This is a genomic window from Ignavibacteria bacterium (assembly GCA_017302895.1).
In the GTDB taxonomy this organism is placed as follows: domain Bacteria; phylum Bacteroidota; class Ignavibacteria; order Ignavibacteriales; family Ignavibacteriaceae; genus UTCHB3.
On record JAFLBV010000006.1, the window covers coordinates 46,671 to 61,220 of the forward strand.

Below are 14,550 nucleotides of genomic sequence, written 5' to 3' on the forward strand. Positions count from 1 at the left end.
AACAAAAAATCAAGTTGTTTGTTTTAAGTGGATGAAAAAATCCCCATAAACCGGTAAAATCCTTCCCTTATTTCTTTGTAACTTTGTAGTTACGAAAATTTAAAATTCCGAACCGGAGATAAATGAATCATACCAGAAACTTCTGCATAATTGCACACATCGATCATGGAAAAAGCACCATCGCTGACAGGCTTTTGGAAACCACCGGAACTGTCAGTGACCGGGAAGCCAAAGCCCAGATACTCGACAGCATGGACCTCGAGAGAGAACGCGGTATTACCATCAAATCACACGCCATTCAGATGGAATACAAGGCTAAAGATGGTGCTAATTATGTCCTGAATTTGATAGATACCCCGGGGCATGTCGATTTTACCTATGAAGTTTCACGCTCCCTCGCTGCATGCGAAGGGGCTCTCCTGATTGTTGATGCCTCACAAGGTGTAGAGGCTCAGACTATTTCAAATCTCTATCTTGCAATTGGCGCCGGTCTCGAGATAATTCCCGTGTTAAACAAAATTGATTTACCCGGTGCTGAACCTGACAGAATTGCCCAGCAGGTAATTGAACTGCTTGGCTGTAAAAAAGAAGAGATTATCTACGCCAGCGCAAAAACAAAAATTGGAATCGTGGATATCCTTGAAGCAGTGGTTGAAAAGATACCGCCACCAAAAGGCGATCCCGACAAACCTTTGCAGGCACTCATTTTTGACTCCGTTTTCGATCCCTACAGAGGTGCCATCGCTTATGTAAGAGTAATGAACGGTGTCATTAAAGAAAAGGAAAAAATCAGATTCTTTGCCCACGACAAAGAGTATATTGCCGAGGAAGTGGGTACACTTCGACTTGGGAAAATAAGAACAGGTTCCATCACGGCAGGAAGTGTCGGCTATATCATCGGCGGTATCAAAGATGTAAAAGATACCAAGGTGGGTGATACAATCACTCATTCCAGAGGCGGTGCAGAAGATCCTCTGCCCGGGTATCAGGAAATAAAGCCGATGGTTTACAGCGGTCTTTATCCCACGAACACCGAAGATTTTGAAGACCTTCGTGATGCCCTCGATAAATATATCTTAAATGATGCATCCCTTATTTACGAACCTGAAACTTCTGCAGCTTTGGGTTTCGGTTTCCGTTGCGGTTTCCTTGGACTCCTTCACATGGAGATTGTTCAGGAACGGCTTTTCAGAGAGTTCGACCAGGCAATCATTACCACACTCCCCAATGTGGAATATATCGTTTACAAAAGAAACGGTGAAAAAGTTGTTGTTGATAACCCCGACCATATGCCACCTGCCGGAGACATTGACATTATTCAGGAACCGTATGTAAAAGCTCAAATCGTCACTCCAAGTGAGTATGTTGGTGGAATTATGAAACTCGCCATGGACAAAAGGGGTATCTACAAAAATACGACCTATATTGACCCCACACGAGCCGACTTAAGTTTTGAGTTTCCTCTTTCTGAAATCATCTTCGATTTCTATGATAAACTGAAATCGATCTCAAGAGGTTATGCTTCTTTTGATTACGAACTGATTGGTTATCAGGAATCTGATCTGATTAAACTTGATATTCTCCTGAATGCTGAACCTGTTGATGCCCTCTCCATGATTGTTCACAGGTCCAAATCCTACGACTGGGGAAGAAAAGTCTGCGATAAGCTCAAAGACCTGATTCCGCGGCAGTTGTTCGAAATTTCCATTCAGGCAGCCATCGGTTCAAAAGTAATTTCCCGTTCAACTGTAAAGGCGATGCGCAAAAATGTTATCGCAAAGTGCTACGGTGGCGACATTTCCCGTAAACGGAAACTCCTCGAAAAACAAAAAGAGGGGAAAAAACGGATGAAACAGGTAGGAAATGTGGAAATACCGCAGGAAGCATTCCTGGCAGTACTCCAGATTGAAGATTAAAACAGGAATTCGCAGTCCGGGGGAGCCGGTTCTCCCCTTTTACTGCCTGATTCCGGGATTCGCCACACATCAATTCCCATTAAGAATAATCCTTGCCAAATAAAAAGTTTTACGGTAAAATAGGTTTTATTCTATTCCTGTTTCTCATGATGATCCTGACTCTCCGTCTTTTTTTCATCTCGACCTTCAGGATCACCACCAACTCGATGGAAGCCTCCCTTGAACCGGGTGATTTTATCGTTGTAAACAAGTTCCTTTTCTCAAGGCAGGAGCCTCTAAATATCCCGCTGACAAGCATAGAAATTCCCTTCTTTACCTGGGCGGGTTCTTCCAAACCGGAGAGGAATACTGTTATCGTTTTCAAGTTCCCCGAAGGGAGAAAAGACGATTTCAATAACCCTGCGTATGTGAAAAGACTGATAGCACTTCCCGGTGACACCGTAAAAATTACAGCCGGTGTTGTCTATGTCAACGGAAAGAAATCACCACTTCCCGAACACCTAAAGAAGAAAAAAATTAAGCCCAAAACTGAAAATAATTCTCAACTTTTCCCCGGTTATGATGACTGGAACGAGGATTGGTACGGGCCCCTCTACATTCCAAAAAAGGGCGACACCATTTCGCTTAACATCAGTAATTATCTGCAGTGGGAAGAGGTAATCAGCAAGGAACATAGTGACACTTCTCTCACAGTTTTGGGGCATAAATTCCTGTTAAACGGTAAGGAAATAAATAGTTATATTGTACAAAACGATTATTATTTTGTGTTGGGAGACAACAGGGATAACAGCCTCGACAGCCGGTTCTGGGGATATGTCCCATACGATTACATTATTGGTGAAGTATCATTCATCTACTGGTCGGTGAATCCCTTTTCAACGGGCTTTTTCCCCGATCTTAAATTCAACAGATTCTTTAAAACAGTTAACTAAGGTTTTTGTCATGAAAAATCTTCTTTTCCTTTCTCTTTTGTCCGTTTTTTTCCTAATCCCTGTCGCAGCACAGGAAAACTACATGGTATTCCTGAAAAACAAAGGGTTCTCAGGCAGTTTTTCACCCGGTTCACAGATTTGGAACCTCACGGCTGCTTCTCTCTCCTCAGAAAGTATCATGAGAAGGATCAAAAATCTGGGCAGCACCTCTTTTATCTCTGAAGAAGATATACCCGTTTCAAACAGCTACATTTCACGACTTGAGCTCGCAGGAGCAAAAGTAAGATGGATATTGAAGTGGTTCGACTGTGTTTCTGTTTCCGCCGACAAAAAGACAATCGAAAAGATCAAAAACCTCGATTTTGTTAAAAATGTAAGACCCGTGATCAAAATTAAAGTTCCTCTCGAATTCAGGAATACACTCAATCCACTCGATGAAGAATTGCTGGCATCGCTAAATTCCACCTCAGGCTCACCTGCTTCACTTCTCAATACTCCGTTTTCATTGCCTTCGGGACAATCTGACAGGTCTGAAGAAGATGCAAAACTTTACGGTGGATCATACATTCAATATAGAATTTCCGATGTCCCCGATGTAAACAGAATGGGTGCAAAAGGAAAGGGTGTCAGAATTGGCGTTCTCGATTCAGGATTCGACTGGCAGCGACATGAAGCCCTGAAGACCAGAAAAGTAATTGCTGAATATGACTTTGTAAAAAAAGATAATGTAACTGCAAATCAGGATGGGGACCCTGCGGGTCAGCATGGTCACGGCACTTTCTGTTTCTCTGTCTGTGGCGGATTTATGGAGGGCAAACTTGTCGGTCCCTCTCACGAAGCTGAATTTGTACTCGCCAAAACCGAAACAACAGAATTTGAACGGATGGTGGAAGAAGACAATTATGCAGCCGCCATTCAGTGGATGGACAGTATCGGTGTGGATATAACAACCAGCTCCCTCGGATACACAGTTTTTGATGACGCCACATACAGATATGAAGACCTGACGGGCGAAACTGCCATCTGTACCAAGGCGATCAACTACGCTTTTTCAAAAGGAATTCTTACCTTCACTGCTTCCGGTAACTCCGCAGGTGACCCCTGGTTTTATGTATCAACCCCAGGTGACGGATATCAGGCTCTCGCTATTGGTGCAGTAACAAAGAACAGAGAAATAGCAGACTTCTCCTCGGGTGGTCCTACCGCCGACGGAAGAATTAAACCTGATTTCTCGGCAGCCGGTGTATCGGTTTTTGGTGCCCTCGCATCCTCAAAAAACAAATTTGAAAGATCAAACGGAACCTCGGCAGCCACTCCGATTGCCGCTGGTATCGGTGGACAACTGTTGTCACTTTTCCCTCATCTGAAAAACACTCAGGCAAGATTTATCCTGAGATACACATCCGATCAGAGACTTCTGGCTGATAACCTTTATGGTTACGGACTTGTCTCTGCACTTGAAGCAGCAACACATCCAAATCTTGAAATGATGAAGAACGGTGATATTAAACTGCACAAGAGATTCAAAGATGAAGTTAATGCCAAGAGTGTATATCTGGTTTACAAGACAGGCTACAAAAAAACCGAACGACTCAAAATGGACAAGGTCAACAGCGAATATTACACAGTCACACTTCCCGCTTCAGTAAAAAAAGAGACTCTCGAATTTACTTTTGACGCCGGAGAAAAAACCGACGGAACAAATTTCCCTTCAAAAGGAAGGAAATACTATACTCTCCCCGGAAATGAGAATGTATTCATCTCAAATCCGGCGAAAATTGATATTAAATCCTTCTCCAAAGAAAAAATCGCAAAGTTTACCGGTGTGAACCCAAGAATCTACACCAAGTACAAAACAGGTGCAAAAACAACCGAGATTGTTATCAAAGACATTGCCGGCAACCATGTTGTAACCATTCCGGTGAAAGATCTTGCGTACGACAACAGAATCATCTGGACCGGACTCGACCGCTTCGATAAAAAAGTACCGGTGGGAATTTATACCTCCACAGTAATGATTGATGGAAGACCCTCAAGCAGGCAGATTTTCTTCAGGAAATAGAGGTAAATAACTTTTCAGAAAAGCGGAATGACTGCATATTTTTAGTCGTTCCGCTTTTTTTATTACCTGCCGATCAGTACGAAAGCTCCCCAATAGTAGGGTTGCGGGTACTCTTTCATAAGTTCAATCTGTGCCTGTCGAAGTGACGCCGGTTTGTTAAGTCCTGTAGCGTACTTCCCCATAAACTTTATCATTAACTCTTTCGTTGCGTTGTCATCAACTTTCCAGAGACTCATCAGAACAGACCCCGCTCCGGCTCCCAGGAAGCCCCTCTGCAGCCCGAAAACCCCTTCACCGTTGTTTACCTCACCGAGCCCTGTTTCACAGGCTGAGAGGATAACCAGATCGGTTCCAACAAGATTCATTTGCGAAGCTTCGAAAGCAGTCAGAATCCCGTTCTCAGAAAACTGTGACCTCTTATCATCCGGTGAATTAAGGAAAGTTTCCGCCCCTGTCAGAAAAAGCCCGCTTCTAAGCATGGGGTTCTCAGAGGCTTTTTTGGTTTCTGTCCCCATAAAAAAGCTCTCTTTATAATCTGATTTGGGAGATGGTGAAAAATATCCGTGAGTTGAAATCGAGAGCACACCGGGTGCTGATACATTTTTAACATTCGATTCGGTTGCCTGATCAAACAACAATGACTCCACTTCCCATCCGTTTCCTTTCAATATCCCTGCCGTACTCATCGCCTCTTCCCTGGTTCCGGGCAGCATCTGCAGATCATATTTCTTCATTGTACTTGTATTCACATAAACATCCCTGCTGGCTCCCGAAGCATCTTTAAGACTGTCCAAAGTGAGATCATAGTTGGGATATCCGACCAGTACAGCAGTTTTGTTCAGGGATTGTTTCCCGTCTGTTTTTGCCAGATCAACAGGACTTGAAATGTACACAATCTCATACTCTTCTATCAGATATCTGCCGGTTTTTGTGTTTTTGATTGTATTAAAATTAACCTTGTAAAACTCGCCGTCAAGACTGAAATAAATTCTTTTAATCCCCTTTAACCGTTCTGCTAGCGGGGCAAAAAGTTCAGCATAAAAGTCAGGCTTCAGTTCAGGTTTTGCATTCAAATCTATAACCTTGTCATCGTCAGGATCAGGTGAGGTTTCCCTGCTTCCCTCCTGATTTGTGATGTTCAATGCGGGAATAACGAGGGTATCCAATCGGTTCCCGTCCTTGAATTCGTAATATACCGGATCTGTTGTTGAATCATTTCTCGTAATGAATGCTGCATACCTGTTAAGGTTAAATACTGCCAGCTCTGTCCATTTCTTATCGAAATATGGGAATTTGATCAAATCAACTATTGCTTCATCGGGCTTCAAGCTCTTTTTAATCTCCTCCCACTTGTAATCGGGAATCATAACGAAGTTTTTGTACAGCGAAGACCTGCTCATCAGTTCTTTTTCGATCGTATTCGATTTTTCTTCGAGGGAATCGAGGTTAAAACCCGAACTCTTCCGCTGATCTTCAGTCTGGGAATAGAGATCCGATATCAGTTTCTTTGTGTTGAGAAGCTCTGAATAAAGTGATTTTATCCCGGAATCACTGGAAAAACCAACAAATGCTTTCGTATTTACGGTTGAGTTAAGCACAAGTCCTTTTCTAAAGATCAGTTTTTCATAAATTCTCTTTTTCTCCGCATCGGGTTTTGCAGAAATGGTGTTCAGTGCAAAATTGTAGTATGTATCAAACTGTTTTGCCAGATATGATTTCTCCACTTCACTCAGCCCGGTAAAGGAAGATTTAATCCATTTTTGTGACAGAGACAGTGCCTGCTCAAGCAACGGATTCACTTCAGCTATTCTGCCTGCATAAAAATAGAGTCCTCCGAGGATCAGCATGGAAGTAAAACTGTCGGGATGCCCCTCTCCCAGAACTTTTTTCCTCAACCTTAGTACATCTTTGAGAATTGGTTCAGCTTTTGCATATTGATCTGACAAATAATAAAGTACTCCAAGGTTGCTGTAAACAGTAAGATACTCTGAATGTTCCTCTCCAAACACCTCTTTTAGGTACTTCAAAGACTCCATCAAAAGTGGTTCAGCTTTTGAATAATTGCCCGTCATTGCATAATACTGGGCAAGATTTTGTCTGGTTGTTGCTATCAAATGGTGCTTTTCACCATACGCTTTTTTATAGACTTGCAGCACTTCAAGCAAAAGGGGCTCAATTTTCTCTACTTTCTTTGTTGAATAATACAAAGAAGCGAGGTTGTTGAGAGATTGTGCATACCTTGGGTCCGATGTACCCAAAACTTTTTTATATATCTCGATAGCCTTGAGAATAAGTGGCTCTGCCTTACTGAAGTTCCCCATGTTATTGTAAAGCACACCGAGATTCATAATACCCGTCGCATAGTCTTCATTCGATTCGCCAAGAATTTTCTTCTTTATCTGCACTGCCTGGGAAAGATAATATTCCGCTTTGTTGAAATTTCCTGTGTAATAATAGAGCATACCAATTCCGTTCAAAGGGTCTGCCACATTAATATCCTCATCACCAAAAGCCCTTTTGAAAATGCCAATTACTTCAAGATAAAGCGGTTCAGCTTTTGGATAATTTCCCATATCTCTGTATAAAGTGGCGAGATTATTTAGACTGCCCCCATAATAAGGATGTTCTTCGCCATAAACCGCTTTGTAAATATCCGAAGCCTTTAACAATAGAATCTCACTTTTGTTATAATCTTTTTGGATAAAGTAAAATGTTGCCAAATTTGTCAGAGACTTTCCATACTCGGCGCTTTCCTCTCCGTAATTGTCCCCGTATATTGGTATTGCCTTAAGAAGGAGTTCCTCGGCTTCTTTGATCCTTCCGAGTACCTGCCATGCCTGAGCAAGAGTGCTTATTATTGTCGCATAGGTCGCGTCCTCACCCTCGGAATAGCTGTTCATTCCTTTCTCGAGCAATGTCGCTGCTTTTGAAAAATTTGAAGAAGCATTACAGGAAAAAGCCGCCACCAAAATTGCATAGTAGTATTCAGCCACAAGATCGTCGTCCTCTTCGAATGCAGCTATTGCCTTTTCCGCATTGTACAAGGCATTCTTGTAGTCATTTGCTTTATAGTATTCATATGCAGTAGCATAATACTCCTCCCCTGTCTGTGAAAAAAGGGGAAGCGAAAACAAAACAAGCAGTAAAAAGAATATTTTAAGTTTCATGATATTGTCTGGTTTTAACATCTTTATCACAACCGTTTTTTTCGAATTGTGATCGTAAAAGTGGAAATTTTTTCATCCTGCCGGACATCGAGTGCACCCCTGCTCATAAATCCGTCATCCATTCTCATTATCTCTTCAAGAATGGAATTGTTGCCGCCATAGTTTCCGGGATCATCACCTGCGGAGCGCATAAACGCATACCGGAGGTCGAGTGGCTGAAGGGTAAAAATAATTTTAATGGTCTCGGATGTGTAGTTGAAAGGAGACTTGTTTCTGAATCGATAGACAAAATTTGGTATAATAAATTCTTCTCCCGGCTCAATAAAATAGTTTGCAGGACTCTCGTTTTTTTTCAGCCAGGGGATCAGCAGCATGATCCTGGAATCTTCTTCAATACTGACGATGTTAAAAAATGCCTTCCTCTCCCCTGAATTACTGATCTTCAGCATAAAATAATCATCGTCACCAACCGTCAACACTCCGTCTTTAAAGTAATCTCTTATCTGAAGTGTGTCTGTAATCTTCCTTTTCTCCTTGTCAAACCTGACCGGGATCAGTTCCATGCCGGGCGTGATATCAGGATAATTGAAATTCATCGATTCAAAAAGCCGTGCTTTGGTGAAATTCTTGATCACTTTCTTTAGCTTGGCTTCATCTTTTGTTTCATCAAGCAGTATAGTGCCCGTACCTGTCGAGACAATTTTAAAGAGACCGGGGGTTACTGACTTTTCTATCGATAAATCACCTGCATCTTTTTTATCGATTATTTTGGCGAGTTTGAACTTCTTCACATCTTCGAGAAAACCCTTCGGAAGAATCTGCAGCACATCCCCTTTTATTGTAATTTTCACGGTATCCAAAGGCAATACTGCGTCTCTCAACCAGCACCAGACACCCTGCGGTGTTAAACCAGCGGGAAGATTTTGAAGTTTCACTATTGATGTCAGTGAACCGGAAGAAACAACTTCACCAGTAAAATAGAGTGTCTGTCCCGTGGTATCGGTTATACCCGCCTTGTAAAATGCAATTTTTGACGATGGATAAATGCCGGCAATCTTTCCACCTGAGAGAAGTGCGAGGTTCTTTTCACGATCAAATTCGAGAACATTGAAATAATCGGGAGCAACTATCAATCCTTCACCAAAAACGGGGAGGTCTATCCCTTCCCCTTCTGCAACAGGATTCTGATACGGGACTATGGTTGACATGGTGGAGATTATTCCGGCAAACAGCGACCTGTATGACACTTCCTTCCCGGTGTTGCTTGTGAGAGATTTGTTGAAAGCGTAAGAAAGGGAGCCCTGATCGAGGTATTCGTAGTTCAGTTCATCGGCTCTTGCGGCTGAATAAACGGTCATGGGTGAAAGCTTGCCGTTCCCTTTTATCAAATCCTTTTCGCCGAATGTCAGACCGTCTTTTATTGCTTTTTCAATAGCCGAACCCTTTTTCATCAAAAGATTTCCGACTCCACGGGAGACTTTTCCTTCCCCTCTTGTTCCTGAACCTGAAAAGCAGGCATCGAGCAGAACCAAAACCTGGCCTTTTGCACCCGCCTTCTCTCTGATTTTGTCGAGCTTTTCCCCGAGCAGATCATCACGCAGATGCTCCTCACCTTTGTAAGTGTCGGACAGATATTGCTCCGCTCCGTAACAACAGATGCTTTCATCCACACCATCAGGTTCATCGCCATTATCATCGGGAATCCCCTGTCCGTGAGCCGAAAAATGAATGACGACTATATCACCCGATTTAGTATCTTTTTCGAGTTTTGTAAGTTCTGCGAGTATGTTCTTTTTCGTAGCCTGACTGTTTTCAAGGATACGAAAATCCTTGAATCCCTGTTTCTCAAGTGCTGATTTTATAAGTGGAATGTCGTTTTCGGAGGAGATGCGTTTTAGATATTTGTAGTCACCTATGGCAACTATCAGACACTTTTTACCATGGTTGACTTGTGCTTCCACGGGGAATGTAATGGAAAACATCAGGCTGAAGGAAACAATAAAGAAAAGAGTTTTCATTCTAACGCCAATAAAAAAGTGGGTAACTACACTTCCAACCACACGGTGGAAGTGTCACCTGGCCAAACTTATGTATTCCAGGCAGGATAATTTATATCCTGAATCACAACCTAATGATATTTTTTCAAATTACTTTGCTCTGTTCCTGCTTTTGATTATTTTTAGTCTTATAAAAGCAAAAATGATCAATTTTTATTTGAAAGTACTCCCATGAGAGTGTTTTTCTTTTTACTCCTCGCTATTCTCACCTGCCTTTCACAGAATAAACCCGAACTGATTCTTCCCGTTGGACACAAGGATCTTGTCCGCTCTGTGGATTTCAATCCCGATGGCAGTCTTCTCCTTTCCTCGAGCTGGGACAACACAGCCAAACTTTGGGACAATAAAACCGGACACCTCCTGCGAAACATGACAGGCCACACAAAACAGATCAATGGGGCCTCTTTTAGTCCTGACGGAACCAGATTTCTAACCCATTCATGGGATAAGTCGGTAAAAATCTGGGAAACTGCAACAGGGATGATGCTTCACAATCTCTTTATCGATACTGTATCAATTACAGGGGCTGAGTTCAGTCCCGATGGTAAACATGTCCTTGTAACAGGATACGAAGGGATTATCAATGTTTGGGATGTAAACACAGGTGAAGTCGCTTTTTCTCTCAAGGGACAGACGGGAACCATAGAATCGGGGAAATACAGCCCGAACGGGAAATTAATCGTCACCCTCTCGTGGGACAGAACTGTGGTAATTTGGGATGCCTCAAACGGAAAACTTATTCTTACTGTGGAAAATGATTCCCAGTGGCCTCTCCAAACAGGATTCTCCCCCGACTCAAAGTACTTTTTCACCACTTCCATGGATGGACTGGTCAGACTTTGGGAAGTGAAGTCAGCAAAAATGGTTGGTAAATTTATGGGACAGCCCGATGACAAAAACACAGCGGTTTTCAGTCCCGATTCAAAGTTGTTTCTAACTTCAAATCAGGGTGATACCGTTCGTATCCGGCAAACTGAAACAGGTAAACTTCTCAATGAAATTGTTTACTTCCTCGAAAATCCTGGTAATCTGAGCGATATGCAGTTTACTCCGGATGGTACAAAACTTGTCGTCTCCTATCTTCAGGCGAATCCGGTGGTATGGGATATGTCTTCTCTTGGAATGATCAGTCTGGTTTCCGACATGCCGTCACTCGTTGGTGCCACTACTATAAGCAAGGACGGCAAGACAGCTGCCTTCGGCGACTATAACGGACGCGTTCTTACCTATGATCTCGAAAAAGGTGTCACAGTTCGTGAATTCAAAGGGGGTACTGCCTCTGTAAGAAGTGCTGAATTCAGCAAAGACGGAAAGCAAATTGTAGTTCTCTCCGAAGGTGAAACGATCAGGGTTTGGGATGCATTGACCGGGAAAATCACGGGGAAACTTGGCGATGGAATCCCTGGCGGCTGGTTCGCATCGTTCAGTCCAGACGGTGAGAAAGTCCTCACAACAGGGTGGAACGAAAATATCTTTGAGTGGAATCCGGAGGCAAAAAAAATAGTCTCTGACTTGAAGCTTCCATCAGGATTTATATACAAAGCTGCATACAGTCCCGACGGGAAAAGAATAGTAGCCATAATGGATGATTCTTCGGGTGTGGTATTCAATGCAGAAACAGGTGCAGAGATCAACCGTTATAAATGGTTATATGGCGACATGCAGACATTCGCATTCAGTCCCGACGGTAAAACAATAGCCGCAGCTATGAGGGACAGTCTGGTGCTCCTTATTGATCCGTTTACAGGAAAAAAAATCAAATCGTTTGTCGGACACCGTTCGTTCGTAATGGCTGTTGCATTTTCAGCAGACGGAAAAAAAATTGTATCGGGCTCGCTCGATCATACTGTCAGAATCTGGGATGTTCAATCAGGGAAGGAACTTTTAACCCTTGAGGGTCATTTGGAGCCCTTAAACCTCGTCGCTTTCAGCCCTGACGGGAAACAGGTTATCACCTTCAGCGAGGATAAACAGGCAATTATTTGGGACGCCTTTTCCGGTAACGTAGTTAAAAAATATCCTTTGACGGGACTGGCTTTTGATCTTTCCTTCAAAAGAGGACTCCTGATTTCTCACAAAAACAGCCTTTTGACCTTTTACGATATAGCAACCGGAGTCGAACTTTTCTCCTTCGCTTCATTCGGTGAAAATGACTGGGTTGTCCTTCATCCCGGAGGACTATTTGATGCTTCTCCCGGTGCGATGGAAAGCATGTATTATGTTCAAGGACTCGATGTAATCGCCTTCAGCCAGTTGAAAGATAAATATTGGGAACCGGGCCTATTCGAAAAAATGATGAATGAGGAACAGCTCCGTTCAGTTGAAGCAATCGACAAGGAATTAAAACTGTGGCCCGAAGTGTCGGAATTTGAATTCAAGGAAAACTACGAGAAAGTCAAGGTTTCAATAGAAAACAAGGGTGGAGGCATCGGCAAACTCCAGATTTTCCTGAACGGAAAAGAAATGTCAGCGGATGCCCGGGATGGTAAAATCAATCCAAAACAGAAAAACGCAACGATTACCATCGATATCAAAAACCATCCATACCTCATTAATGGCGAAAACAAACTTGAAGTGGTAACCTGGAATGAGTCGGGCACCCTCTCATCCTCGGGCGATGTTGCTGAGTTCATCTATGAGAAGCCAAATCTCGCTCCTTCAATATTCATCGTCTCAGTCGGAGTCGGAGATTATACAGGTGACAAACTCGATCTCAAATATGCTGGCAAGGATGCAAAGGATTTTATGACCGCCACTTCCCTCGGTGCGGAACATCTTTTCACAAAACAAAAAACTCATAAATACCTCCTTTCCACTGATGACAAAAACGGAACAATGCCTACCAAGGCTAACATCCTCAAAACCTTCACAGACATAGGTAAAAAAGCGAATTCAGAGGATGTTATCGTGGTCTACCTTGCGGGACACGGCATTAACCTCGGAGGTGACGAAAGCGATCTATATTATCTCACACAGGATGCCTTCTCACCAAATCCCGAAGTTTACAAGGATGAAGCTGTCAGAAAGTCCACCACCATTTCAGGAAGTGAGATGATCGAGATGCTTAAAAATGTCGCTGCCTTAAAACAGGTTCTTATTATAGATGCCTGTGCTTCGGGTAAACTTGTGGATAATCTCGCTGAAAAAAGGGATATCTCGAGTTCCATCGTAAAAGCCATGGAAAGAATGAAAGACAGAACAGGACTTCACATCATTACAGGAAGCGCTGCCGATGCAGTAAGCTACGAAGCAAGCAAATATGGTCAGGGTCTCCTCACCTACAGCATTCTCTCCGGAATGAGAGGACTTGCACTCAAAGACAACAAATCGATTGACATCAGCCTCCTGATGCAACATGCCCGGGAAATGGTGCCAAAGCTCGCAGAGGGCATCGGTGGAATTCAGGAGCCCAGAATCTTTTCACCAAAGGGAGCCGAAAGCTTCGACATCGGTATCCTCGATGACAAGGAGAAGGCTTTGATACCCTTGGCACAGGAAAAGCCTGTATTCGTAAATTCCGTCTTTCTTGATGCGAACGATCTGATTGATGTACTTTCCCTCTCCGAGAAAATCGACGATCGCCTCTCAACAATTTCTGAACTGGGAACCGCAGCAAAACTGATTTTCTGGAATGTTAAAAGCTATCCCGGTGCCATGAAACTGACAGGTACCTATACTGTAAAAGGAAATAAAGTGGAAGTGACTTTCAAAATCGTGAAAGATAAAAACACCGTAAAGTCTTTCACTAAAACTGGAAGCACAAATAATCTCGAAAATTTGATAAACGAAATTGTGGATGCTTTAGTTTTTAAGTAGCCGTGTTATCTGTGTCACATGGAATCGTGACAAGAAAAAAACCGTGGAACAACAATTTATTGCTCCTGGTTAAAGAATCATAATTGATGAATTTAATTCTTTATTACAAATAACAATCACAAGTCACCAACAACAAAGGTATCACAATGAAAATCAACACCAGATTTTTCGCGTTCGCACTGGCAGCTCTTTTTCTGCTCAACTTTGCAGGTTTTTCTCAGAAACCACCAAAGATAATTAAAAGCCCCACAAATGTTGCCGCAAATACTGTCAATGTAAACAAGATCGATTTCAAGGCTGAATTCGGTTCATCCAACAGTGCTCTCTCGAAACTTGGAGAGATCATCAGTGACGGCAGAAGAGACGGCGATGTAAAAGCCCTCGTTTCAGCAGCCATGATCCTCTTCATGGAAGAAGCAGCCACAGGAAAGAAAGCTTCCGTAACCGGCAAAGCTCTTCTTGAAGAAGCAACTACAAAAGCCACGAATCAGAACAACTACCAGGCTCTCATAGCATGTTCAGATGCATGGGGTGCAAAAACCCTCGGCAACGATGCTGCAAAATCAACAGAACTTGCAAAACTCGCCGCTGCTGTAAAAG

Annotated in this window: 7 protein-coding genes; 5 read left to right on the forward strand and 2 right to left on the reverse strand. The window is 42.9% G+C overall.

Annotated elements, in window-relative coordinates; genetic code table 11:
* The first annotated feature begins 122 nt into the window (after positions 1-122).
* From lepA to J0L60_16175, 3 genes are all read left to right on the forward strand, one after another.
* Positions 123-1,916, forward strand: a complete 1,794-nt coding sequence (gene lepA / locus J0L60_16165) for an elongation factor 4 (GenBank protein ID MBN8547665.1) — start codon at positions 123-125, stop codon at positions 1,914-1,916.
* A 92-nt stretch (positions 1,917-2,008) separates the two neighbouring features.
* Positions 2,009-2,848 (forward strand): signal peptidase I, encoded by an 840-nt coding sequence (gene lepB, locus J0L60_16170; protein ID MBN8547666.1) that lies wholly within the window; start codon positions 2,009-2,011, stop codon positions 2,846-2,848.
* Between the two features lie 10 nt (positions 2,849-2,858).
* Positions 2,859-4,910: a S8 family serine peptidase gene (locus J0L60_16175; GenBank protein MBN8547667.1), complete on the forward strand. Its 2,052-nt coding sequence runs from the start codon at positions 2,859-2,861 to the stop codon at positions 4,908-4,910.
* Positions 4,911-4,972: 62 nt separating this feature from the next.
* Here the strand turns inward: J0L60_16175 and J0L60_16180 are convergent, their stop codons facing one another.
* Complete coding sequence (locus tag J0L60_16180) at positions 4,973-8,077, reverse strand: tetratricopeptide repeat protein (GenBank protein ID MBN8547668.1); 3,105 nt, start codon at positions 8,075-8,077, stop codon at positions 4,973-4,975.
* Between the two features lie 26 nt (positions 8,078-8,103).
* A complete protein-coding gene (locus J0L60_16185; GenBank protein ID MBN8547669.1) occupies positions 8,104-10,095 on the reverse strand; it encodes a caspase family protein in 1,992 nt (663 codons plus the stop codon).
* A 210-nt stretch (positions 10,096-10,305) separates the two neighbouring features.
* On the opposite strand from J0L60_16185, the gene J0L60_16190 reads away from it, so the two are divergent.
* On the forward strand, positions 10,306-13,950 hold the full coding sequence (locus J0L60_16190) for a caspase family protein (protein ID MBN8547670.1): 3,645 nt from the start codon (positions 10,306-10,308) through the stop codon (positions 13,948-13,950).
* Positions 13,951-14,096: 146 nt separating this feature from the next.
* Positions 14,097-14,550 (forward strand): hypothetical protein (locus J0L60_16195; protein MBN8547671.1); only part of this gene is annotated, 454 nt, incomplete at its 3' end.